General features: G+C 39.5%; 21 protein-coding genes. 8 read left to right on the forward strand and 13 right to left on the reverse strand.

Features of this window, described 5'->3' with window-relative positions; genetic code table 11:
• On the forward strand, positions 1–290 hold a 290-nt coding region (locus tag ACSHXM_RS11880; RefSeq protein ID WP_435688986.1), incomplete at its 5' end, for an ATP-binding protein.
• 41 nt (positions 291–331) lie between these two features.
• Here ACSHXM_RS11880 and ACSHXM_RS11885 read toward each other — a convergent pair.
• On the reverse strand, positions 332–1039 hold the full coding sequence (locus ACSHXM_RS11885) for a hypothetical protein (protein WP_435688987.1): 708 nt from the start codon (positions 1037–1039) through the stop codon (positions 332–334).
• A 243-nt stretch (positions 1040–1282) separates the two neighbouring features.
• Between ACSHXM_RS11885 and ACSHXM_RS11890 the strand changes: the two genes are divergently transcribed.
• Both ACSHXM_RS11890 and ACSHXM_RS11895 read left to right on the forward strand, forming a co-directional pair.
• Positions 1283–1735, forward strand: coding sequence for a DUF4231 domain-containing protein (locus tag ACSHXM_RS11890; protein WP_435688988.1), 453 nt, complete (start codon positions 1283–1285; stop codon positions 1733–1735).
• A 36-nt stretch (positions 1736–1771) separates the two neighbouring features.
• A complete protein-coding gene (locus tag ACSHXM_RS11895) occupies positions 1772–2779 on the forward strand; it encodes a hypothetical protein (RefSeq protein ID WP_435688989.1) in 1008 nt (335 codons plus the stop codon).
• 23 nt (positions 2780–2802) lie between these two features.
• On the opposite strand, the gene gloA2 is transcribed toward ACSHXM_RS11895, so the two are convergent.
• The 5 genes from gloA2 to ACSHXM_RS11920 all read right to left on the reverse strand — a co-directional run bounded on the left by gloA2 (position 2803) and on the right by ACSHXM_RS11920 (position 8589).
• On the reverse strand, positions 2803–3192 hold the full coding sequence (gene gloA2, locus ACSHXM_RS11900; protein ID WP_435688990.1) for an SMU1112c/YaeR family gloxylase I-like metalloprotein: 390 nt from the start codon (positions 3190–3192) through the stop codon (positions 2803–2805).
• 43 nt (positions 3193–3235) lie between these two features.
• The gene (locus tag ACSHXM_RS11905) at positions 3236–3892 is read right to left on the reverse strand and encodes a hypothetical protein (protein WP_435688991.1); all 657 of its coding nucleotides are present in this window, start codon (positions 3890–3892) and stop codon (positions 3236–3238) included.
• Between the two features lie 112 nt (positions 3893–4004).
• A complete protein-coding gene (gene eno / locus ACSHXM_RS11910) occupies positions 4005–5303 on the reverse strand; it encodes a phosphopyruvate hydratase (RefSeq protein ID WP_435688992.1) in 1299 nt (432 codons plus the stop codon).
• 53 nt (positions 5304–5356) lie between these two features.
• On the reverse strand, positions 5357–6988 hold the full coding sequence (locus ACSHXM_RS11915) for a CTP synthase (protein WP_435688993.1): 1632 nt from the start codon (positions 6986–6988) through the stop codon (positions 5357–5359).
• Between the two features lie 182 nt (positions 6989–7170).
• Complete coding sequence (locus ACSHXM_RS11920) at positions 7171–8589, reverse strand: PLP-dependent aminotransferase family protein (protein WP_435688994.1); 1419 nt, start codon at positions 8587–8589, stop codon at positions 7171–7173.
• Positions 8590–8710: 121 nt separating this feature from the next.
• On the opposite strand from ACSHXM_RS11920, the gene ACSHXM_RS11925 reads away from it, so the two are divergent.
• Positions 8711–9637, forward strand: coding sequence for a DMT family transporter (locus tag ACSHXM_RS11925; protein ID WP_435688995.1), 927 nt, complete (start codon positions 8711–8713; stop codon positions 9635–9637).
• 51 nt (positions 9638–9688) lie between these two features.
• Here ACSHXM_RS11925 and mutS read toward each other — a convergent pair whose 3' ends face one another.
• Entirely contained in the window at positions 9689–12271 is a 2583-nt protein-coding gene (gene mutS, locus ACSHXM_RS11930; protein ID WP_435688996.1) for a DNA mismatch repair protein MutS, read from the reverse strand.
• 202 nt (positions 12272–12473) lie between these two features.
• Here mutS and ACSHXM_RS11935 point away from each other — a divergent pair, with 202 nt between their 5' ends.
• Both ACSHXM_RS11935 and ACSHXM_RS11940 read left to right on the forward strand, forming a co-directional pair.
• Positions 12474–13517 (forward strand): formylglycine-generating enzyme family protein, encoded by a 1044-nt coding sequence (locus ACSHXM_RS11935; RefSeq protein ID WP_435688997.1) that lies wholly within the window; start codon positions 12474–12476, stop codon positions 13515–13517.
• Between the two features lie 31 nt (positions 13518–13548).
• On the forward strand, positions 13549–14883 hold the full coding sequence (locus ACSHXM_RS11940; RefSeq protein WP_435688998.1) for a Gfo/Idh/MocA family protein: 1335 nt from the start codon (positions 13549–13551) through the stop codon (positions 14881–14883).
• Between the two features lie 147 nt (positions 14884–15030).
• Here ACSHXM_RS11940 and ACSHXM_RS11945 read toward each other — a convergent pair whose 3' ends face one another.
• The 6 genes from ACSHXM_RS11945 to ACSHXM_RS11970 form a co-directional block, all read right to left on the reverse strand.
• Positions 15031–15261 carry a YgaP family membrane protein gene (locus ACSHXM_RS11945; protein WP_435688999.1) on the reverse strand — a complete coding sequence of 77 codons (231 nt, stop codon included), beginning with the start codon at positions 15259–15261 and terminating at the stop codon, positions 15031–15033.
• A gap of 148 nt (positions 15262–15409) precedes the next feature.
• Positions 15410–16141: a fumarate/nitrate reduction transcriptional regulator Fnr gene (fnr, locus tag ACSHXM_RS11950; protein WP_435689000.1), complete on the reverse strand. Its 732-nt coding sequence runs from the start codon at positions 16139–16141 to the stop codon at positions 15410–15412.
• A gap of 61 nt (positions 16142–16202) precedes the next feature.
• Positions 16203–17486 (reverse strand): Nramp family divalent metal transporter, encoded by a 1284-nt coding sequence (locus ACSHXM_RS11955; RefSeq protein WP_435689001.1) that lies wholly within the window; start codon positions 17484–17486, stop codon positions 16203–16205.
• A 69-nt stretch (positions 17487–17555) separates the two neighbouring features.
• The gene (locus ACSHXM_RS11960; protein ID WP_435689002.1) at positions 17556–18620 is read right to left on the reverse strand and encodes a class I mannose-6-phosphate isomerase; all 1065 of its coding nucleotides are present in this window, start codon (positions 18618–18620) and stop codon (positions 17556–17558) included.
• A 209-nt stretch (positions 18621–18829) separates the two neighbouring features.
• Positions 18830–20560 carry a GMC oxidoreductase gene (locus ACSHXM_RS11965; protein ID WP_435689003.1) on the reverse strand — a complete coding sequence of 577 codons (1731 nt, stop codon included), beginning with the start codon at positions 20558–20560 and terminating at the stop codon, positions 18830–18832.
• A gap of 20 nt (positions 20561–20580) precedes the next feature.
• Positions 20581–21216, reverse strand: coding sequence for a gluconate 2-dehydrogenase subunit 3 family protein (locus ACSHXM_RS11970; protein ID WP_435689004.1), 636 nt, complete (start codon positions 21214–21216; stop codon positions 20581–20583).
• 346 nt (positions 21217–21562) lie between these two features.
• Here ACSHXM_RS11970 and ACSHXM_RS11975 point away from each other — a divergent pair, with 346 nt between their 5' ends.
• Positions 21563–23221 carry a sulfatase family protein gene (locus ACSHXM_RS11975; RefSeq protein ID WP_435689005.1) on the forward strand — a complete coding sequence of 553 codons (1659 nt, stop codon included), beginning with the start codon at positions 21563–21565 and terminating at the stop codon, positions 23219–23221.
• Positions 23222–23450: 229 nt separating this feature from the next.
• Positions 23451–24839 carry an ATP-binding protein gene (locus ACSHXM_RS11980; RefSeq protein ID WP_435689006.1) on the forward strand — a complete coding sequence of 463 codons (1389 nt, stop codon included), beginning with the start codon at positions 23451–23453 and terminating at the stop codon, positions 24837–24839.
• The last annotated feature ends 461 nt before the right edge of the window (positions 24840–25300 follow it).

Genomic DNA, 25300 nt, shown 5'->3' on the forward strand with positions numbered 1-25300 from the left:
CCATAGTTCATGCGTTTGAAAATCGTCACGGAGGTGAAATTAGAATTACCTTTGAAATTCAAGGTAACCAACTTAATCTATCCTTCAGAGATAATGGCATTGGTATTAATAAAAAATCTTTGGCAAAGATTTTCGAACCTTTTCATACGTCAAAACGAGGTGAAGGAGGTTCTGGTTTGGGGTTAAGTATTGTTTATAACTTAGTGACCCAGAAATTAAGAGCGAATGTTAATTGTGATAGTAAACTGGGTGAGTGGACCGAATTTACGCTCTCTATTCCCATAGAGTAAACGTCAAATCATAGCTATTTCACCCTGAAAATGCGTTTTAACTAGAGTAAGAGTTTACTATAACCCGTTTTTGAATTTAGGGTCAGAATGCCACTAGCTTGTAGTTTTTTAAGTCCCTTTGAAATATTCGCGCATAATTGTTTGCCAGCCTGGTTATTGGGACAAACATAGAAACTTTCTAGGATAGCTACCGGTTTTTTTACATCATATTGAATAAGATGTTTATATTGGCTTTTTTGAATAGCTAAAACCGTTGCTGGAAAACCGCCTAACACTCCTTCAATCCGGTTATTGGCTAATAGCCTTATATTGGTTTCATCATCTCTTTGGTAGCTCAAGGTAAATCGTGGATCGTTAATAATGTCTTTGCTGTATGAAAAACCACTGACTAACCCAAGTGTTTTATCTTTAAGGTCTGCTAATTGATGATAATCAGAGCTCTTACGAGTAAATAGGATGACTTTTTTGTAAAAAATAGGATCAGACACAACATAATCAGTTTTTTCACCAGGTAACTTTTCCCATAATTCTGGAAAATAAGCACTCACTTCCCCATCGTTAAATTCTTTTTTAATTCTTTTTAGTGGCTTAATTGACAACTCTATAGGTTGATCAATTTGCGTGAAAATAAGCCTGTTGAGTTTATTGAATAGTCCATTCCCGTCTTCTTGAATCAACCCCGGAGTGGGATATGCACCAATAACAACTGGCTCTTTTGCATGTGTTAAGCCAGTTAGTAATAGAATCAATAGTAATATTCTTGAATAAATACGGCGATTTAATAATGAATTCATATTTTAAGGGTAGTAGGTTTCTAAGTTATTTTTTTAATTATTGGTATTGAGCATAATACACTGACATCAATAAATAAATTATCAAAAGCTCTTTCGTTGTAGTGAATAGTCAGACCAAGATGTCATCAGGTTAAATAGGTTTGTAATCTTACATAATTTAGGTGACACTTTTTATCAAGCGTCATAGGGAGTAAGCAAATGAATGAGCAGGAATATATTTCACAAAGATTGGACGAACAACTAAATTGGTATGATAAAAAAAGTCAGCGAGCACAAAAGCTTTTTAAATGGTTTCGGACCACTGAAATACTTGCTGCAGTTAGCATTCCTTTTATAGCTGGCTTTTCTAATGAAGAGTTCCCTCTTGCTATCGTTGTCGCTATTTTGGGCGCGCTTATCGTATTGATTGCAGCTGTAATAAGTTTAAATCAATTCCAAGAAAATTGGATTGAATACCGCACAACTTGTGAGTCATTAAGACAGGAAAAATACTTATATTTAACCCATACCCAACCTTATAGCGAAGACAGTCGGTTTAATTTATTGGTGCAACGTGTTGAGGCAATCATTTCGAAAGAGAACAGTCATTGGTCGCAAAACACCCTTGAAAATCTAGAGAAATCTCGTGTACAAGTGGAGAAAGGTGAGTAGGTTAACGATTGCATAAAACAACAACAGGCAAAATACATGAAAGTGGCTTTTGAACACTATCAGAAACCCAAACCGAAAGGTGGGACCGGGAGTATTCGATTTCACTTGTTAATGGGCGTACCGCTGGTTTTGCTCATTGCTGTATTAATCAGTATGAATAAAACAGAGCCTGAGCCACTTATCGTTTTGTCTGTTGTTGCTATTGTGATGGCTGGTTTGTTTATAAAAGGGCTGTTTCTGTTGTGGCGAAATTCTAGTTTAGCAAGCAAATTGAAAGACGATGCTGCCGTTAGAGTGTTTGAACAAAATTTAGCTTTTTCTTTATTACTTAGGCCATTTGATTTTGATGGGTTTATTCCCGTGCTGCCTAATGGCACGGACAGCATTGCAGACTTACAAGAGCATAATCATAAAAACGCCAAGTTAAGTTCGTTTGAAATGACTGAGTTTGATTATATGAATCTAGATGCGCCAGTAGAACTATTCGATTTAGTCTCTAATGCGATTGTATCCGCTGGCACATTATTGGCCGTAGGAGAGCGGAAAAGTGATCACATTGGTGGACCTGGCTTGTTACAGGTTGAAGATGGTAACTGGAAGGAAAGTGTCGCCCAGTACATGCAGAAAACCTCTTGTATCATTATTATGCCATGGCCTACAGAGGGCACACTTTGGGAGGTAAATGAAATTATCACCCACAATTTGATGGATAAAACCGTGTTTATTATGCCGCCTAACTATAGTTTTAAAAAAGAAACAAGGATGGTGAGTCATTCAATTGATAACGGCGGGGACAAGGATTTTCATTATCGCGTACCTAATGAAAATCTATGTAGTAATAACCCACTTAGTGAAATCAAGGACGGCTACAATAAAGCGATTGAACCACTTATCAATGCAGGGTTTACTCCGCCAGAATATGACCCCAATGGTGCTCTTTATTATTTTAATAAAAATCAATTAATGACTTTTCCCATTCCTTACCATAAGTCAGAAATTAAAGCGTTTATCCAATCTTTAAATCGCGATGTGTTTGTAAAGTAAAGGTTATTTAAGTCGATCTATGGTTAATTAGTTTGTTCGTATAGCTCTAGGGGAAGTCCATCGGGATCTTTAAAAAATGTAAATTTTCTATTGGTATATTCATCAACCCTAATGGGTTCAACATCTACACCTTTGGACAAAAGATAGGTCTTAACCGAATCAACACATTTAACGTTAAAAGCTAAATGTCTCAGCCCTAACGCCTCTGGTTTGCTTGGCCTTTGAGGAGGAGAGGGAAAAGAAAATAGTTCTATTTGACCTCCATCAGGTAGTTTAATATCGAGTTTAAAAGAATTACGCTCTTCTCGGTAATTTTCAGCTATTACTTCTAAACCAAGGATGGAAGTATAAAAATCTTTTGAAGTTTTATAATCTGAGCAAATTATTGCGACATGATGAATAGAATTGAACATTTAACTTTCCTCATTGTCTTGTGTGTCCATGCAAATCTAAACGTTATTTAAAGGTTTTCCAATTTATCGATAAAGACAACATTAACTCTCGCAAAGACAAGGCCCTTGGTTGGCTTTTCCCCCTGTGATTCCAATGATGTCCACAACAAGCGGCAGTGAATACGGCTTTGGTGGGTTTGAGGAGTTTTAATCCTAAAATATCGAGTTGACGAATTTCCTCTTCCAAAAAACTGCCATTAAAGGCAAACCAGCCAAATTTGTTGGCGTGTAGCTTTCCTTGTTCGAAGTCTATTCTGTCTACAGAATCTAGTTCTATGTGTTCTGCACCAAGAGTATCAACATGAATAGGAATACTGCGACCAATTTGAATGTTGTCATAAAACCACTGTTCTGTTTTATCTACATCGACTTTGTCGGCCATACATTTAGCCGCTTGTTTACCTTGCCAACTGGCGTTGTGAATATCGAGTTGGAGTGGAGATTCTTTGTCTAATAAACTATCTGCAGCGCGTTTTACATGGTGTTTTAAACCGCCAAGTTTGCGTTGTAATAAGCTAACGTTGTTGATTTTTTGCTGGGATAAACTGGTGAGCTCTCTTTCATACAAAGCATTACATAATTCTGCAAAATGCAGCTGACGTTGGTCGTCAGAAAATATGTCTACCTGTTTGGAAGAAGAATGAGAGTGTTTATCTAGCATAATAAAATTTAAGTCTACAAAATCAAAAATGGCCAGCGTTAGCCGACCATTTTATACTCAATTGACTGAATTAACCATTGGCAACGTGTTGTTGCCATAGTTTAAATAGAGCTTATTGACCTTTAACTTCAGATAAACCGTTAAAGATAGCTTTGTCGCCTAAGAACTCTTCAATACGTAATAATTGGTTGTACTTAGAAACACGATCAGAGCGACATAAAGAACCAGTCTTAATTTGACCTGCTGCAGTACCTACTGCCAAATCAGCAATAGTTGCGTCTTCCGTTTCACCTGAACGATGAGAAATAACAGCAGTGAAACCAGCATCTTTAGCCATTTTAATCGCGGCTAATGTTTCAGTTAAAGAACCGATTTGGTTGAATTTGATTAAGATAGAGTTACCAATACCTTGCTCAATACCACGTGCCAAAATCTTAGTGTTTGTAACGAATAAGTCATCACCAACAATTTGTACTTTGTCACCAATTAATTTAGTTTGGTAAGCAAAACCATCCCAATCTGACTCGTCTAAGCCATCTTCGATTGACACAATTGGGTATTCTTCACATAAGGTTGCTAAGAAATCAGAGAACTCGTTAGCAGTGAATTGTTTGCCTTCGCCAGTAAGGTCGTAAATGCCTTTGTCTGCATCGTAGAATTCAGAAGCAGCACAATCCATTGCTAAAGTAACGTCTTTACCTAATACGTAACCAGCAGCTTCAACCGCTTCTTTGATTACAGCTAATGCGTCAGCATTTGATTCTAAGTTTGGAGCAAAACCTCCTTCATCACCAACCGCTGTATTCATGCCTTTAGCAGAAAGTACTTTCTTCAGTGCGTGGAATATTTCAGCACCCATACGTAACGCTTCTTTAAAGCTATCAGCGCCAACAGGTTGAACCATAAACTCTTGGATATCAACGTTGTTATCTGCATGCTCGCCACCGTTGATGATGTTCATCATTGGTAATGGTAAAGAGTAAACACCTGATGTACCGTTTAAGTCGGCGATGTGTTCGAACAATTGAACGTTTTTAGCATTCGCTGCTGCTTTAGCTACGGCTAAAGACACGGCTAAAATTGCGTTAGCACCAAAGTTTTCTTTGTTTTCTGTGCCATCTAAATCGATCATGATTTGATCAACTTTAGCTTGGTCTAATGAATCTTGCCCCACTAATGCTGGAGCAATGCTGTCATTTACTGCAGCAACAGCTTTTAATACGCCTTTACCTAAATAACGGGCTTTATCACCGTCACGTAATTCTAATGCTTCACGTGAACCAGTTGATGCACCTGAAGGAGCAGCTGCGCGGCCCCATGCGCCAGACTCTAAATATACGTCTGCTTCAACCGTTGGATTACCACGAGAATCCATGATTTCGCGAGCAATAATTTTACTAATATTTGACATTCTTGTGACCTTAATAGATTAAGAAGTTAAAGGATCCATGATCCAAACGATAATTAATTATTTTGTTTAAAATATTCACCCGCTGCTTTCACAAACCCTTCGAAAAGAGGGTGGCCGTCGCGGGGAGTAGAGTTGAACTCTGGGTGAAATTGACCTGCTACAAACCAAGGGTGATCAGGTATTTCGATGACTTCAACCAAACGTTTGTCGGTTGATAGTCCGGTTACTTTCAAACCTGCATCTTCAATTTGTTGACGTAGGTTGTTGTTGACTTCGTATCTGTGTCTATGGCGCTCATAAATTTCAATGTTGCCGTATAAATCATGCACTTTACTGCCTTCAGCCAAGTGGCATAACTGGCTGCCAACACGCATAGTGCCGCCTAAGTCCGAACTTTCACTACGAGCTTCGGTTGAGCCATCAGCATCTAACCACTCTGTAATTAAGCCTACGACAGGGAAAGGCGTTTCAGCGTCAAACTCTGTACTGTTTGCATTTTCCATTCCCGCAACATTACGTGCGTATTCAATCAGTGCCACTTGCATACCCAAACAAATTCCTAAATAAGGCACTTGGTTTTCACGGGCATATTTGGCCGCGGCAATTTTACCTTCAATACCACGTTCTCCAAATCCACCTGGGACTAATACTGCGTCTAGACCATCTAGTATTTGAGACCCTTTACTTTCTATGTCTTGGGAATCTATGTGTTTGATGTTTACCGCTAAACGATTTTTTAGACCTGCGTGTTTTAACGCTTCGTTAACTGATTTGTAGGCATCTGGTAGTTCTACATATTTACCCACCATGCCAATAGTAACTTCGCTGGTTGGATTAGATTCTGCGTATAAAACTTGTTCCCATTCGGTTAAATCTGCTTCTGGGCATTCGAGTCCAAAACGTTCAACCACTAATTCATCCATACCTTGTGCTTTAAGCATGGCTGGAATTTTGTAAATGCTGTCTACATCGCGCAATGAAATAACGGCTTTGTCGATAACATTGGTAAACAAAGCAATTTTAGAACGTTCATTAGAAGGCAGAGGTGCTTCTGAACGACAGACTAAAATATCGGGTTGAACACCGACAGAGCGTAATTCTTTTACTGAGTGTTGAGTTGGCTTGGTTTTCACTTCGCCAGAAGCTGCTAAATATGGCACTAAAGTTAAGTGCATAAACATGGCGCGATTGCGGCCAACTTCAACACCTAATTGGCGAACAGCTTCGATGAAAGGTTGAGATTCAATGTCACCTACTGTGCCACCAATCTCAACGATTGATACGTCTACGCCTTCAGAACCATCAATCACACGACGTTTTATTTCGTTAGTAATATGTGGAATGACCTGAATTGTGGCACCTAAATAATCTCCACGGCGTTCACGTTTTAGTACTTCTTCGTAAACACGTCCAGTAGTGAAGTTATTTCTTTTGGTCATACGGGTACGAATAAAACGTTCGTAGTGACCTAAATCTAGATCGGTTTCAGCGCCATCGTCTGTGACAAATACTTCACCATGCTGAATAGGGCTCATAGTGCCAGGATCAACATTAATATAAGGGTCTAACTTTAACATAGTGACTTTTAAGCCACGTGCTTCCAAAATTGCAGCAAGAGAGGCAGCGGCAATACCTTTTCCAAGTGATGAAACAACACCACCTGTGACGAAAATATAATTTGTCATAAGAACCCTAAAGGCGTTTGAATTGAACAGATTTGTACTGAAAGGTTTTAATTTTGTTATATTTTTTAACAAAAATAACCAATACCAGACGGCGCAGTATTATAGACAAAATCAGTGCTACAGACAATTCAAATGCTTAATTGAATAGAAATAATTCTGTTTGTATATATTCCTAAAATGAATCAATCATGCTTAGGTGTTTGGATCTGGTAAGCAAGTTTGCCTAATTGAGCTACCGCTTTTGCAAGTTTATCGTTCCATAACTGGTTAACACTTAATCTAAGACAGTGGTCGTAATGCCCTGACATACTAAAGGTGTAGCCCGGCATAAAACATAAGTTTTCATCAACGGCCAGTTGATACAAAGACATAGTATTGACGTGTTTGGCAAGCTCTACCCATAAGAAAAAGCCCCCCTCTGGTTGAGATATTTTGGTGCCTTCAGGGAAATGCTCTAACACGCAGTTTTGTAGTTGCACCATTTGTTGTTGCAGAGTAAAGGTTAATTTCCTCACTTGTGAGGTGTAACTTTCGGTTAATAAATAATCGGCCATAGCTAATTGGCAAGGCATATTGCAGCTAATGTTTAGTGCTAACTTCCTGCGTTTTAGAGCAGGCATCAACGAAGGAGATATTATCCATCCGATGCGCATGTTAGGTGCAATATCTTTGGAAAATGATGAACAATATATTACGTATTCATTGTGTTCTTGAGCGTAAGCGGGAGTCGCGTTTTGTTGATAGCCTAAACTGCCAAATGTATCGTCTTCGATAATGTAAGTTTGATGACGTTTAGCTAATGTGCCTAATTGCTGTTTTTGTTTTTTAGTTAAGCTAAATCCAAGAGGGTTGGTCGCTATGGCGCTAAAAATCAAGGTTTTAAAAGCCTTCTGGGCAAATAACTCTGCAAGGTGCTGCATATCTGGCCCATTTACGCCGCAAGGTATCTCCAGTACTTTTCTATGACTATTTTTTAGTGCCGTTAATAAACCACTATAACAAGGAGTGAAAATAGCAACGGTATCTCGCTCTTGGCTGACTTGTTGGATCACTAAGTTGACAGCCTCTAAACAACCGTTTGTAATTAATATTTGGTTTGCATTCACAGGGCATTGGCGCAATGCCATTACATCTACAATTGCCTGACGCAATTTAGGCTCACCCTGCGTTAAACCATAACTATTGGCCGTTAAATTTGCTCTTTTGGCTGTGCGTTTAATCGCCCGTTGCAATGCCAAAGACGGTCGTAATGACTCATCTAAATACCCATTACTTAATCCGACCCTGTCTAGGGATAGTGCATTTTGTAAAATATCAAAAATGGCGTCACTAGGATCATGATCAATCGATACAGATTGAACTTTAGGTTGGCTTAATTGAGGGATGCTTCTTTGGCCTTTTACATAAAAACCAGATTGGGGTTTAACCACTATTAGTCCCTGACTTTGTAACCATTCATAAGTTTTGTTAGCAGTGGCCAAACTGACTTTATGCTGGTCAGCAAACTTTCTTAAGGGTGGTAAAGGTGTACCCGCTGCAAATTGATTTTTTTCTATGCTAGTAGAGACTTGCTCTGCTAATTCTTGATATTTAAAGGCCATTATTTGTATACCTTAAGACGACTTTAAATATTGTACCCGTTTTTTTATAAAAAATTGACTCTGTTATGGTTTTTGTTTGGGATTTAGTATTAACCTCTCAATTAATCACAGGTTTACGAGCATGAATGATAAATATATATCGCGGGGATGGTGGCCTTTGGGCGGAGCTTCAGAACCTTTATCGGATAAATGTAAAGGCTTAATTTTAGGTGTGGTGGCGGTACTCTTATTTAGTTTAACTTTGCCCGTTAGTGCCTATGTGACAAAAGAACTAGACCCTTGGTTTGTTGGTCTAGGTAGAACCGCATTCGCTGGTTTTATTGCTGGTGGTATTTTATGGGTTAAGAAAATACCGCTGCCGACTAAGAAACAAATGACTTGGATGGCCGTGAGTGCGTTAGGTATTACCTTTGGTTTCCCGGTCAGTATTTCTATTGCTATGAGTTTAACTGAGGCATCACGAGGCATTATTGTAGTGGGGATCACACCCTTAGCAACGGCACTTATGGGGGCTATATTGGCTAATGAACGCATGCCTAAATTATTTTGGGTGTGTGCGGTATTAGGAGCTGTTGTTGTGTTTGTGTTTACTGCTACGGCACAATCTTCTGGATTACAATGGGCTGATTTATTGCTGCTTGTTGCGGTATTAACGGCCGGATTTGGTTATGCCACGGCAGGCCGAATATCCAAAGAGTTGCCCGGTTGGCAAGTGATATGTTGGACCTTAGTTATCGCCATGCCGTTTTTTTGGGTGCCTACAATAATATTATTTCCGTCAGCAGCGACTTCAATCAGTATGTATAGTTGGTTGGGTTTTGTTTATCTCACCATAGTGAGCCAGTTGTTTGGTTTCTTCTTGTGGAATACGGCCTTGGCTAAAGGAGGGATTGCCTATGTTAGCCAAACTCAATTGTTGCAGGTGTTCTTTTCATTAATCGCCGCGAGCTGGTTATTTGGTGAAACCTTAAGCAGCCAAATTTGGTTTTTCGCGGGTCTTGTTATTTTGATAGTGGCAATGGGTAATATCAGTAAAAGTAACAAATAAAGAAGTAGGTAAGTGTGTGCTTACCTACTATTACCTATCTTCTAATAACTGCTATTCATCTAGACTTAAAGCTTTAAGATTATACAAAGCATCCAATGCCTGTTTTGGGGTTAATTCATCAGGATTGATTTGTTTTAAACTCACCCGTAATTCATCAATTGAATCAAGCAAGTCCAGTTGCTTTTCAGAGCTTTGGGTAGACAATTTAGGTGCGTCTGGCTGGTTTTCTAATTCGTTTAGTTTATGTTTTGCCTGTCGGATAACCGAACGAGGCACCCCAGCTAGTTGGGCCACTTGTAAACCGTAACTTCGGTTGGCTGCGCCTTCTTGTACCGCATGCATAAAACGAATGTTTTCTTCGTGTTCTACTGCGTCTAAATGCACATTAGCTAGTTCAGGCAGCGTTTCTGCTAATTGAGTGAGTTCAAAATAATGAGTGGCAAATAGTGTATAAGATTGCAATTTGAGAGCTAGGTACTCAGCACAAGCCCAAGCTAAAGATAATCCATCGTAGGTACTCGTACCTCGGCCAATTTCATCCATCAGCACCAAACTATTGGCGGTGGCGTTATTCAGAATGTTGGCAGTCTCGGTCATCTCAACCATGAAAGTAGAGCGGCCACTGGCTAAGTCATCCGATGCACCAATACGGGTGAATATTCTGTCAATCGGGCCTATTTGTGCGTTTTCAGCTGGAATAAAACTACCAATATAGGCCATCAATACTAACAATGCCGTTTGGCGCATATAAGTTGATTTACCGCCCATATTAGGGCCGGTTATTACTAACATTCTTCTTTGTGGGTTGATAGCCACGGGGTTAGCAATAAATGGTGTTTTCATGACTTGTTCGACTACAGGGTGACGGCCTTGGTCAAAGTGAATACCTGGCCGCTCGTTTAATTCGGGGCAATGATAATTCAGGGTTTCTGCACGTTCAGCTAAATTGGTTAATACGTCTAACTCAGCAACCGTGTCAGCACTTAACATCAAGCGAGATAACTCGGGTAGCAATATATCGAATAACTCTTCGTATAAACGTTTTTCTAAGGCTAAAGACTTACTTTGACTCGTTAGCACTTTGTCTTCGTGCTCTTTTAATTCTTGGATAATATATCGTTCGTTATTTTTGAGGGTTTGCCTACGTACATATTCGGCCGGCACCTGGTCAGCATAGGCTCGGCTTACCTCAATAAAAAATCCATGTACTCGGTTGTAACCTACTTTGAGAGTAGAAATACCTGTACGTTCTTTTTCTCTTTGTTCTAATTCATCAATGTAATCAGTGGCACCTTTTGATAGAGCCCTTAATTCATCTAACTCTGCATTGTATCCGGCTTTGATAACACCACCATCTCTGATTAAAACCGGTGGTGCATCTTCAATCGCGCGCTGTAATAAGTCAGCAAACACAGGGAATTGGCTAATATCATTAGCTAACAACATTAGGCCAGAGTTTGCTGATTCTGCCGATTGGTCGGTGACAAACTCTTGTATTTCAGGCAATAAAATAAAGGCTTGTCTAAGGCGAGAGAAATCCCTAGGTCTGGCTGAGCGTAAAGCTAATCGAGCTAATACTCGTTGCATATCTCCCACTTGTTTTAGTGAGCTTTGTAATTGCGGATAATCACTGTTTAACAAGGACTTAATATTTGACTGTCTTTGTTTGAGTATTTGAATGTTAGTTAATGGTCTATGTAACCACCTTTGTAATAACCGACTACCCATAGGTGTGGAGGTTTTATCCAAAACACTGGCTAAAGTGTGCTCTTTACCCCCAGCTAAATTTTGCGTGAGTTCTAAGTTACGACGGGTAGCAGCGTCCATCAAAACGGTGTCGGATTCTGTTTCAAGCACTATATTGCGAATATGGGGTAGGGCACTTCTTTGTGTGTCTTTCACGTATTGCATGACACAACCCGCCGCACATATTCCGATCTTTTGATTGGCGACACCAAAGCCGTTCAACTCTTTGGTACCAAATTGTTGGTTCAGCTGTTGGTTAGCCGTGTCAAAATCAAATTCCCATTGTGGTCTGCGTCTCAATCCTTTTCTTTGTTCGATAAGATGAAAAAATTCGAAATCTTCAGGGTAGAGTAATTCGGCAGGATCGGTGCGTTGAATTTCAGCAGTGAAAGCCTCGATATCTTGCGGCTCAGACAAGGCAAAACGCCCTGTTGTCACATCTAAAGTGGCAAACCCAAAGTAATGTTTGTTTTGTTGTTTGTGGCTAAAAATGGCCGCCAAAATATTATCTTGTTTGTCTTCTAATAACGCTTCGTCAGATACAGTACCTGGCGTGACAATGCGTTGTACTTTACGCTCAACTGGCCCTTTGCTGGTGGCAGGATCACCCACTTGTTCAACTATGGCTACCGACTGGCCCATTTTGACTAATCGCGCCAAGTAGTTTTCTACTGCATGATAAGGCACACCTGCCATGGGAATAGCATTACCGCCTGACTTTCCACGAGCAGTCAGGGATATGTCTAATAATTCAGATGCTTTTTTAGCATCATCAAAAAATAATTCGTAAAAATCTCCCATACGATAAAACAATAGAATATCTGGATGTTCAGCTTTGATGGTTAAGTACTGTTGCATCATAGGTGTGTGTTGGGAAAGGTTTTTCATTGTTTAATCGAGGATTCTTATTGTGACTTATGCGACAGTTTAATTGTGTCATTTATCGAATGTTTATGGAAGTTGCTGCTTTGGAAATTCACAGAAGAAGATAGTTGTTTATCGTTGAGAGTAGATAATATACAGTTTAATAATTATACAATCAGTTGTGACTAAAAACGAAGGTCACTAAAACTAATTAAGTTTTCAGATAATGGAACAAGACATTAAAAGATTATTTTCGGTAAGTATTACGCGGCTTTCAACGCCTTTGTTGCGGTTACTATTACTCATTTCGGTCGTGATGCAGTTTGTTGTATGTTCATATGTCTTAGCTAAAACGACAAACCAATCAAGTAAACTGAATTTTACCTCCTATACACAAGCACTAAAAAATGAAGATATCACTTTTGAGCTGGTGCCTATTGCTGGTGGGAGTTTTATTATGGGGGCTGCAAAGGAATTGGCCTCTAATGCAGATGAAACACCTGAACATCAAGTCTCTGTTGATGATTTCTGGATGACAAAACACGAAGTTACTTGGCAACAATATGATGCCTTTGTATTCGGAAACTTTGAATTAACTCAGTTTCAAGAAGCGGACAAGTTAGCTAAATTGGGCATAGACTCTGTGACCGGCGCAACCACGCCATATGTTGAAATGAGTTTTGGCATGGGCAAAGACACTCACCCAGCTATTAACGTAACCCATTATGCCGCGATGCAATTCAGTCGTTGGGTCAGTGCAAAAACAGGTGTTTTTCACCGACTTCCCACTGAAGCGGAATGGGAATATGCCTGTAAAAAAGGTCAAACTGCTGAAGTGGATGATCTGTCTTTGATCGCTTGGTACAAAGACAACAGTCAGGGTAAATACGCTAAAACAGGTTTAAAAGCTGAAAACGCTTTAGGATTACATGACATGTTAGGCAATGTATCTGAATGGGTCATGGATCAATATAGTAAAGATTATTACGGCAAGTCAGCGCAAGATAATCCGGTAAACACGCCAACTACACTTTATCCCAGAGTGGTAAGAGGCGGCTCGTGGCAAGATCCTGTTTCTCGTTTAACCTGTACTTCAAGACAAGCTTCTCATCCCAAATGGAAAAAGCGCGATCCGCAAATCCCTAAAAGTAATTGGTGGCTGACCAATGCACCATTTGTTGGATTTCGTTTAGTAGTACCTAAAAAACAACCCAAAGCTGATGAGATGCAGCAGTTTTGGCTAAAGGCAATTAAAGATTTTGGACGTTAAAAATAATTAAGATCTTATAGGTGAAAATATTATGAAAAAAAATAACAACAAATTACCTAGACGAGAATTTATTAAGAATTCTTCAATATTTACCGGTGGATTATTAATGGCTTCTTCATTTTTGTCTCCCGCCCACGCAAATAAAGCAAAAAATAACGAGAAGTTAAAACTGGCTGTTATTGGTTGTGGAGGGCGAGGAACAGGAGCGGCAAGTCAGGCGTTAATTGCTGATAAAAACGTTGAACTGGTGGCTATGGCTGATGCCTTTGAAGATAGGCTGAATAAGTCCTATGAAAACCTCAATGAAATGTTCGGCGGCGTGCAGATAAACGTTAAACCTTCACACAAATTTGTGGGGTTTGGTGGATACAAAAAGGCTATTGATGAAGCTGATGTGGTTATTCTAGCTACCCCTCCCGGTTTTAGACCGCAACATTTTGAATATGCCGTGGCACAAGGTAAACATGTGTTCATGGAAAAACCTGTTGCCACTGATGTGGTTGGGATTAAAAAGGTGATGGCCGCGGCCCAAGTGGCTAAACAAAAAAATCTAAATGTGGTGGTGGGCTTACAAAGACATTATCAACGTAGTTACCAAGAAACCTATAAACGCATAAAACGTGGTGCCATTGGCGACATAGTTTCTGGGCAAGTGTATTGGAACAGCGGCGGTGTGTGGGTTAGACCCAGAAAAGACAATATGACTGAAATGGAATACCAGATGCGTAACTGGTATTACTTTAATTGGTTATGTGGTGATCACATACTCGAGCAACATATTCATAATATCGACGTGGCCAATTGGTTTATTGGTGAATATCCAACCAAAGCACAAGGTATGGGTGGTAGAGAAGTTAGAAATGGTAAAGATCATGGGCAAATATTCGATCATCATTTTGTTGAGTTTACGTACCCAAGTGGCGCTATTATTTCTAGCCAATGTAGGCATCAACCAAACTGCATGAATCGAGTTGACGAAGTATTGCAAGGTACCGAAGGGAGCTCTTACACCAAAGGCAACAAAGCTGAATTAAAGTCCTATAAAAAAGGCGTTATTTATGCTCACAATGGTGAAGATGACATTAATCCCTATCAACAAGAACATAACCGTTTATTTGCTACTATTCGTCAAGGAGATGAGGCCATTAACGATGCTGAAAATGGCGCGAACAGTACTATGACAGCCATCTTAGGCCGTATGGCAACCTACACGGGTAAAGTGGTAACTTGGGAGCAAGCAATGCAATCAAACCTAAGTTTAGTGCCTGACGAAGACACGTTAACATTTGATATTCAAGCTCCTGTTATGCCTGATGAACAAGGTAATTATCCTGTACCTGTTCCAGGTAAAAGCAAAATTTCATAACCCTGTAGGCAGGTGTGAATTAATTACCAAACAAGCTTTTTAAAAAGGGCGGGAGTATTCTTTATTGTATAAAGTGAAAAGCCTCGAAATGTTATTAAGGCGCTATCGAGGCGTTTTTAGCTAGGTAACAGAAGATACGTCCTAGGCTTATGGATAGGTCTGAGTAATTCCATGCCCGGCACCTGGGTAAGTATCTATGCCTAGTAGCTTATACAAAAAACATACGCCTGTACTGACGGTAAACCACAGCAGTGAGCCAACTGTTGCTAATACAATCGTGCCTTCTAGAGGTAACACTTCTTCAAATGCAATAGCCAGACAAATAACGGCAATAATTGAGCGGATAGCTGTATCCAAAACACCTACATTCTGTTTCATAATTTTGTCCTAGTTAATTAGAGTAAGTCACCCGAAGTCGGGATAAGTAATAATTTCAGGATTATTATAAAAAACAGGGCAGGCCTAAAAGTTGATCTAGATCAACATATTAACGATTAAAGAAATAATTGAAACGAACACTGCATTTTTAGGTTTTAGCTAAAGTTTGCAGCCCTTCTATGTCTAAAAGTGTCACTTCTTTTTGTGCTGTTGCTATTAAACCTCTACTTTGTAAACGAGCGAATATTCGACTGACGGTTTCTGTGGTTATTCCCAAAAAATTACCTAAATCTTTGCGACTCATAGGCAGTAAAAAACTGTTAGCAGACAAATCTCGACGCTTGTTACGACTGGAAATACTCAGCAACAATGAGGCAATCCGTGATTCGGCATTCTTTTGATTTAACAGACCAATCATTTGTTGTTCTTGCGTAATTTCGCGACTCATCAACTGCATAAAGTGACGTTGTAAGCTTGGTAGTTTGACACTTAATTCTTCAAGTTGGTCAAAGGGAATTTTACATACAGAAGAGGTGTCTAGGGCTTGAACCGAATTAGTATGCAGACCATTACCTAAACCATCCATCCCTAATACTTCGCCGGGTAAATAAAATCCGGTGATTTGCTCTTGGCCATTTTCAGATAGCAGGTGTGTTTTAAGTGCGCCAGAACGAACCGCATAAACAGAAGTAAAAGGGTCGTTGACATGGAATAGATACTCACCTTTGTGCAAAGGTTTACCACGCTGAATTATGCTGTCTAACTTGTCGAGATCTTTAATTTGTATACTGACAGGCATACAAATCGTATTAAGTTGACATTGATTACAATTAACCTGTTTATTATGTGTACAGGATTTATAGGTTTGCTTTGTGTCCATCTGCTTTTTACTGTTTATTCATTTGGTTATTGAGTTCATTTTGCAATGCCTATTCTATCTATTAAGCGCTTAAAAGGGCAAACACACCTTTAATACCCACATAAGAAGTGAATAAAGAAAATGCTAGAATTAATCCTAAAATACTATTGGCTACCCAAGTGTTTTTGTATTGGCCCATTAATTCTTTTTTATTACTCAGGTAAAAAATACAAGCTACAGTAATGGGTAAAATCACCGCGTTGAACGCTTGAGAGATAATCATCACGAATATGGGTCTGGCTTCAAATATAGGCACGACTAACCCTAATAAGGATATAAAAAATACTATTACCCTAAACTTAGGCAGCGTCATATCTCGTTTAGAATCTGAGTAGTCACATAATAACCAAGGCAACATTAATACATTGGGAAACTGAGAAGACACCCCTGCTGCAACAAGACCTAAAGCAAATATAGATACAGCCAGTGATCCTGCAAGTGGCTCTAGTAAAGTGATCATTTGTGATGCACTGGTGAGTGTTATGCCTTCAACAAATAAGGTGCCGGCAGCGGCAGCCATGATAGAAGCACTAATAACAAACATCAGCGACACAGAAACAATCGCATCGAGCTTTTGTTGTTTGTAATCTTTAATTGTCCACCCGGCTTCTTTCACCAATGTAGTCCGAATAATAAATAACCCTGAAAATACTGTCGTGCCCACCATAGAGGCGATAACTAACAGTGGACCTTTATCTGAACCTAATGGCACCTCTGGGATACTAGGTATTAAGCCATGTAAAATGTCGGCCGCTGGTGGCATCATAATAAAAAAGTTAATTAAAAAGCAGGCTGACATTAGGGCAACGATGACCGCTAAACTGCGCTCAAAAAATTGTGTATTGCCGTTCCAAAAGATGAAATAAACTAAAGCAATAAAGAAGGCTGAAAAGGCTATGGGGGAAATCCCCCCAGCAACAATTGTTTTTGACCATTCATAACAGATGTCTGCAACAATTCCCATTACCCCCATAACACTGCCACATACTCCAACGCTTAACGCAATAATAAAGAATATTCCGACCGCAGGGTGAATGTGTTTTCGAAAAGCTTGCAGGGCGGTTTCGCCTGTAATTAATGTATAGCGGCCATATAGGTTAATCATAAAAAAGGTACATAAACACGACGCTACAATTGTCCATATTAAGGTCATGCCATAATCCGCTCCGGCTTTTGCCATTGCAGTAACACTGCCAGTGCCAATATTGAAACCCAATAAAAATATACCGGGCAAAAACAAGGCAATCCCTTTGCCAATGGTGCTCATGATTGAGGTGTTGTTGGTGGCATTGTTAGCTGATGACATATTTTATTCTCACTATGGCCAATTGATTCCAAGGGGCGTGTGCTTTTTAATTAATCCAGTATGAGCTTGTTAGATCCCACCTGGATAACATTCTAAAATGCTCATATCATTTTCTGATAAATATTCGATACTCTTTATGTTTGCAGGGCAAAAAAAACGGTCCCATGTATTGAGTGTTAGTACTTCTTCGCCTATACGTATCGAGCCAGAACCCGCCACTACTACTCCAATAAAAAATGCTTCTACTGAGTGGTTAAACTTACCCTTGATTGACGTTCTTTTAATACTAAAACAGCTGGTTTGCTCAGGGCCAATAAGTTTTTCAACACGGTTGCCATGTTCGTCATTTAGCAAGCCTATGGGAGTGCATCGAAATTCTTCATCAACTTCATTGGGTGGTACAGGCTCAAAATTAAATACATCTAGTGCGGTTTCGATATCTCGGTTCATGAACCTTGCCGCTTCTGGAATAACGTAACCACAACGTTCAAATTCAAACCTGACGGCTAAGTCAGAAGGCTCCATTATCTCCAACATTAATATGCCTTCACCTAATGCATGAGGCCTGCCACCGGGTATCAAAAATACGTCGCCAGGTTTGACTGGAATTTTGTCAAAACATTGTTCAATAGCTGCAATATTTTGAGTCTCGATCCAAGTTTTTAGGTCTTCACGGCTGGGGGGACGTTGAAAACCTGCATAAATATAAGGTGCCGTCACGTCATCACGTATCGCTAATATCACGTAAGCTTCGGTTTTCCCTCTTGGCATACCTAGGCGTTTTTGAGCAAACTCTCGTGTAGGGTGCGCTTGAAAGTGCAGGCGCGTTGCGCTGTCTAAATATTTGACTAAAGGGATATCTTCTAAGGTAAATTTAGGGCTTAAAAATTGCGTTTGATTTTGAGTCAGTAAATCTCTAAAAACAATTGGTGCACCCTGTTCATCTTCGGCAAGGGCTAATCCTTCGGATATATGTTCGCGTCCTACGTTTCTGGCTTCAACAGTAGAGCCAATCCAGTCTTCAGGAAAATGCGTGTCTTCAGGAGGTGTCTTACCCTCAATGCTGTCGAGTATTTTTCCGCCTTGATAAGTACGCCATACGCGATTAGATGAAAGCTTGATGAGTTGACCCATAGGTTTTCCTTATTTATTAATACGCCAAGGCGCTTAGTTGAATAAGCGCCTTAATAGGGAAATAGCTTGAACAGAGTAACGACTAATTTATGGGTAAGCAATAAATAAGCGCATTATGAATAATGCTTAGAGTTTTAGTGGCGGCTAGTATCAAAAAAGAGACGGGGGGACAGGTAGAAAAAATACTTTTTTAATACCTGTCTCGTGAATTATATTCTTCCTGCGGACAATTCTTTTACAGCGTAATCAACGGCTCTAGCGGTTAATGCCATAAATGTGAGGCTTGGGTTTTGTGGGGCTGTGGAGCAAAAACTTGAACCGTCTGTTACAAATAAGTTGGGTATGTCGTGACTTTGGTTCATGGCATTTAATACGGATGTTTTTGGATCGTGCCCCATACGCGCTGTGCCCACCTCATGAATAGCCAGCCCTGGCACTTTATTTCGGGTTTTAGCGTAGATATTCGTCACGCCAGCAGCCTTTAACATTAAGACCATTTGTTCTTTGGCATCTTCCATCATAAGTTTTTCATTTTCAGAAAACTCGCAATGGATGTCTAATTGAGGCATGCCCCACTTGTCTTTTAGCGTGGGGTGTAAACTTACGTGGTTTTCAAAACGGGCTAACATTTCGCCCATGGCATACATGCCAAATTTCCATTTACCGGCTTGGCGCATTTTCTGTTTAAATTCAACGCCAATTCCATCTTGTCTGTGCATGTTCTTCCAGTTCTCTCGATAGGCGCTGCCACCTAACATATAGCCACGTAAAAATTTTCGTTTGGGATCGGGCTTATAGTAAAAATTAGGTATTAGGATGCCGCAAGGTCGGCGGCCACTGTCAATTTCATCTTCAAATCCAGCAATATCACCGCCGGCTGAAGCATTATAGTTATGATCCATTAAGTAATGGCCTAGTACACCGCTGCTGTTGGCAAGGCCCTTGGGGAATTTTTTGGTTTTAGTGTTGAGTAAAACTTGAGTGCTGCCTAGGGTTGATGCACATAAAAATACCACTTTGGCGTAGTATTCTCTTTGGCTCAAATCGTTATTGTCTATGACACGTACACCTATTACTCGATTCTTCTGTTCGTCATAAATCAGGCTATGTACAACACTGTCGGTAGCAATATTTAATAATCCTGTTTTAGCCGCAGCTGGCAAGGTGGAGCTTTGAGTGGAAAAATAAGCACCAAATGAACAGCCCGCTTGACACTCATTGCGCGCCTGACATTGCACTCGTCCTTGCTCTATATGTAATTGAGTGGGTTTGGTTAAATGAGCAGTACGTCCCATGATCATTTTTCTGCCAATAAACACTGATTCTATTTTGGCTTTAACTGTTTTTTCCACAGAGTTCATTTCAAAAGGGGGCAGAAATTCACTATCAGGTAATTCAGGTAAGTTTTCTTTTTTGCCACTGATACCCGCATGTTTTTCTACGTGTGAATACCAGTTAGAAATGTCTTTAGAACGAATTGGCCAGTCATTGCCATAACCGTCTAGTTTATTGGCTTCAAAGTCATAGTCACTTAATCGATAAGATTGTCTGTGCCAGAGCAATGATTTTCCACCTAATTGATTGGCTCTTATCCAAGAAAAAGGTTTGTCTTTTGGGGTTGAATAAGGCAAATCTCGGTCATTGCCAAAAAAGTGTTTGGTGGCATCGGTAAAGGCGTAACATTGCTGTTGTATTTTGTGTTGTTGTGCCACCAATAAGTTATCTACTTTGGTGCGGTATGCTTGTTGCCAAGGTGCTTTGTTTTCACCTATATAATCTTTACGGTGTTCTACCGCTCTGCCTCGTTCAACCATTAAGGTGTTTAAGCCCTTTTCACACAACTCTTTGGCAGCCCAACCGCCGGATATACCTGAACCCACAACAATGGCGTCATATACTTTAGTGCTGTTAGAAATGTATAAATCGTTTGTTTTATTCATGTTTTTCTCAGAATTAGTGACTAATAACCCAAGCCTTGTGAACCCCAATTAGCGTCGGTTTTTTTATACGGGATTGAACCTTTATAACCACCGGGAAAAGCGAGATACCGTAGTTCTTTAGATGCCCCCTCTTCAGACGTGTAATAACCAAAACAAATTAATGATTTTAGTTGTTTAAAGGGACCTCGATAGTTTTTAGAAAGGGATTTGTTACTTTGTTCCAGTTGATTTAGTAAAGATATTTTTAAGGCCGAACTTAAGTTTATGAAAGTCGTCTTGTATAGCTGTTTGGATTCCTTATCTATATCTTTTAATAAAGTGATGATTATTTGTTGTTGGTGAGCGCTATGACAATGAAATAACTGATTATCAATAAACCCATGTGTGTCGACTTCTGCAGCGCCTAAAGTATCTGTTTTAGGGATAACCTGCTCACATATGGCCTTTAATAGAATAAGTTGTGATTGGGTTAATAATTTTCCAGCTCTTTGTGTACTATCTAATTGCGGGGTATAGGCTAGAGCGACAGAAATACCGTTTCCGGCAATTAAAGAAGTAGCAGAAGTGACACCAACAAATGTACTCAGTTTATTCAAAAAGTTACGTCGTGATGAATTTTCGCAATCTTGTGTTGATTTAGCTTTGTCGTTCGACATAGTTACACACCTGTGCTTTTAAAAGGATAGGCATATTTAATCACAGAGTAGGTACTACAAGGTGTAAAGGATGTTGGCAAACTGTCACACAACCAAAGTTTGCGACAATTTAATACAAATTTGTTTGGACCTTAAAATTAAAGCTATTCAAATTCATGTTAATTAAATGTTAATGTTGCTTGGCTGAGTGCGGTATCTGCAAATTCAGTTGTTTTTTTATCTCTAACTGTCTCACTTTTTAGATGTGCGACAGATTAATACATATTGTTAATGCTTAGGGATAAGATACAGGTAAGTGACCTTTATCATGAGCTAATAATAAACGTACATTAACAGAGAGCGTTGAATGAATAATCACATTATTAAAAGTAAATCCTATTTTAAGCTTATATTTTGCTTAGTCCCTCTTATGGCTGTTCTATTTAGCTCATTGTCCATTGCGAGTTCGCAAAAAGGCAAACAACCTAATATTATTTTTGTGTTAACCGACGATCAAAGATATGACGAGTTGGGTTTCATGAACCCAGTAATTGACACACCCAACATGGATAAAATGGCTACAGAAGGTGCACATTTTGAAAACGCTTTCGTGACCACTGCTTTATGTTCACCTAGTCGCGCGTCTATTTTGACTGGTCAATACATGCATAACCATGGTGTGGTTGATAACAATAAGCCACCTAAACCAGGCACTAAGTTTTTTGGAAGTTATTTACAAGAGGCCGGATATAACACGGCATTTGTAGGTAAGTGGCATATGGGGGAGTCTCAAGGAAAAGGCGCTAAAGATGCCCCACAACCTGGTTTTGACCATTGGGTAAGCTTTCCTGGTCAAGGACGTTATTACCCGTCTACATTAGGCAATGGTAAACCTTATACACTGAATGTAGATGGTAAACGAGCCCCTCAAAAAGGCTACATTACCGATGAGTTAACCGACTATTCAATTAACTGGTTAAATAAACAAAACGAAGAAAAACCCTTTTTCTTATATCTTTCTCATAAAGCCGTGCATGCTGACTTTTCGCCAGCTAAACGTCATGAAAAACAATATGAAGGCAGAGTTGTACCTGTTCCAAGCTCACAAGCCAATACTGAAGAAAACTATGAAGGTAAACCCCTATGGGTGAAAAACCAACGTAACAGTTGGCATGGCGTGGATTTCCCGTATCACAGTGCACTAGATGTACAAAGTTATAAAATGCAGTACCACAGAGCTTTATCGGCAGTGGATGACTCTTTGGGACGTTTGTTTGCATGGCTCGAGAAAACAGGGCAAGACGACAATACTATCGTTATTCTTATGGGCGATAACGGCTTTATGTTTGGTGAACATGGTTTGATCGATAAACGTAATGCTTATGAAGAGTCTATGCGTGTACCTATGTTAATGCGTGGGCCGGGCATAGTTAAGAAACAACATGTGGTCGATGAGATTGCAGCGAATATTGATATTGCCCCCACAGTGTTAGACATAGCAGGTGTGAAAAACATGCCTAAACAATTTGAAGGGCAAAGTTTATTTGCACTGGCGCAAGATAAACCCGTAAAAGATTGGCGAACCGAATTGTTGTACGAGTATTATTGGGAGTTCAATTACCCACAGACTCCTACTACATTTGCGCTACGCACAGATGATTATAAATTTATTACCTACCATGGCGTGTGGGATACCGAAGAGTTATACGACATTAAGAATGATCCAAAAGAAATGCACAACCTGATCAATGATGAGTCGTATTTGGCTGTGGTTGCTGACCTTAGACAAAGGCTATTTGTTAAGTTAGAAAATGATATGGGCCAAACAACAGTACCTTATACAGAACGTTTTTCTACTGGTTCAGTTTTACGTCATGGCGGACGTTCGAAAGAAGCCAAATTCCCTGCTCAATGGTTGAAATTACCTGATGAAAATGGTGAATTCCATAACGTAAGAACATTTATGCGCAAGGATTCAGCGCGCGCTAAAGCCTCAAATGTAAAACAAAAACCTTTGAGTAAATGACGTTAAGTCATCACTTTTAAAAGTTCTGCAAAATTAAGGCAGGCTAATGTTATTGGCCTGCCTTTTAGCTTACCTTAGTTCACAGTAGCTAATAAGCCTAGTACACTGAAAAGCAAAAAATAATGTTAGGGTATGAAATAAAAATTACCATCCTCACACTGCTTTTCAAACACTCGTTACCCTATTGAACCTTGCACGTTAAAGGTTAGACATTTTTATGTGGTGTTAGATGCTTCCCAAAAAACTTGCTAGTCAAATGATACTGTTGGTACTTATTACCCTAGTCATTACGGTTATGTTGATATTTTCGGTTTTTGTTATAGAAACCAATGATAATGACGTGATTGCGAAAAAACTTAATGGGCCACATTATCTAAAAAAAATGGCTTCAGCCGTATCTGTGATGGAAAACGGTGGGGGTGATAATAATCTGTATGCGCTAAATACCTATAGAGCACAATTTTCCATTAATGATCATCCTATTTTTGCTGAGTCACAGATGTCTGCATTTGATCATAAACGAAGTCAAGAGTTTCGCCATGAACTACATGAACTAGGAGGCGATTTTAAACACGCGATTTTACGTCAACTAAAGCCAATGGAAAACCAGTTTTTAATGATCTTAGGTTATTTTAAAGATCAAATCATCGGCAATACTCTTGAAGATCATATGGAAAATACGCAAAACATTATTTTGCAATTACAGGTACAGTTAACCGATGGCCGTTGGGTGCATTTGACCATTTACGACAAAACTGCTTTTCCTGTGTGGATCCGTTCCACTTTTGCCCCTACTGGTTTGTTTAGTTTTATTATTATTATATTTGCTGTGCTAATTGTGCGTCATATCACTCGCCCCTTAGCTGAATTAGCCCATAAAGCTGATGAGTTGGGTAAAGGTCATTCCATTAAAACTATAGAGCCTACCGGTCCTGAAGATATACAAAATGCCATCATCGCCTTTAATGCTATGCATAAACGTATCTTAAATGTGAACGATCATAGAGCCAAAGCGCTAGCGGCTATCTCTCACGATATTCGTACTCCTTTAACCTCTATGCGTTTAAACGCAGAATATATCGGTGAAAAAGACGTGCAGCAGAAAATTTTGGATAAAATTTCTGAGATGGAACAAATTTGTGAAGCGACGGTCACTTTTGCACTACGTGACTCTTGGGCCGAAAAAGATAAAAACTTTGATCTGATTTCTTTAATTGAATCTTTGTGTTGTGACTTAAATGAGCAGGATCTTGACGTGACCTTTGAAGCCAAAGGCAAGTTAGCCTTTTTAGGACGACCAACAGCCTTAAAGCGGGCGATAAATAATCTAATACGTAACGGTGTGGAATATGGAAACCGCGTAGATGTGTATGTCAAACACACCAAAGAGGTGGTCGAAATTCATATTCAAGATGAAGGCAGTGGTATCAAGGCCGAAGACAGAGAGCGGTTATTTGAACCTTTTGAACGTACTGAAGAGTCTCGTAATCGAAATTCAGGTGGCATAGGTTTAGGCATGGCTATTGCCCGTTCGGTTATCCGCTCTCATGGTGGAGAAATCGAGCTTAACAATCGACCAGAGGGGGGGTTGGATGCCGTGGTAATTTTGCCTGTTTAGCATTTATTTTGAACAAAGAAAGTTGAGTTAGTGATTACTCCAGCAGTTGGTGTTTAACTTCTAATTGGAAATTCAGAACCATCTGCTGACCTTTAAGCTAACTCACTTCTGCTCATAAATTAATTGGAGAGCATGGTTGTATCAACTTAATATTGGGAAACAATAATCGCTCCAAAGTATAGCGAAGATGCCCAATTAAATAAGGAAAAAACCGGGTTGCTAATTCGTAGCGCATAACAACTTGTATCAAAGTGTCTTAATTAGCCCCCATGAGATACTTTTTAAACTTTTTATATACTTTTCAAATTATTACCAAACATTAATACGTTAGCATTCTTGGCTTAAATTCATAAGCTAATGATCTATTAGTTATAAAACTGTGCGGTTTTCTATCCCCACGAACTATTAGCTGTTATGTGAATAAAAAGGCACCCAGTAACTGTGAAAGTTGCTTGATTAGC

The organism is Paraglaciecola sp. (genome assembly GCF_051252315.1).
In the GTDB taxonomy this organism is placed as follows: Bacteria; Pseudomonadota; Gammaproteobacteria; order Enterobacterales; family Alteromonadaceae; genus Paraglaciecola.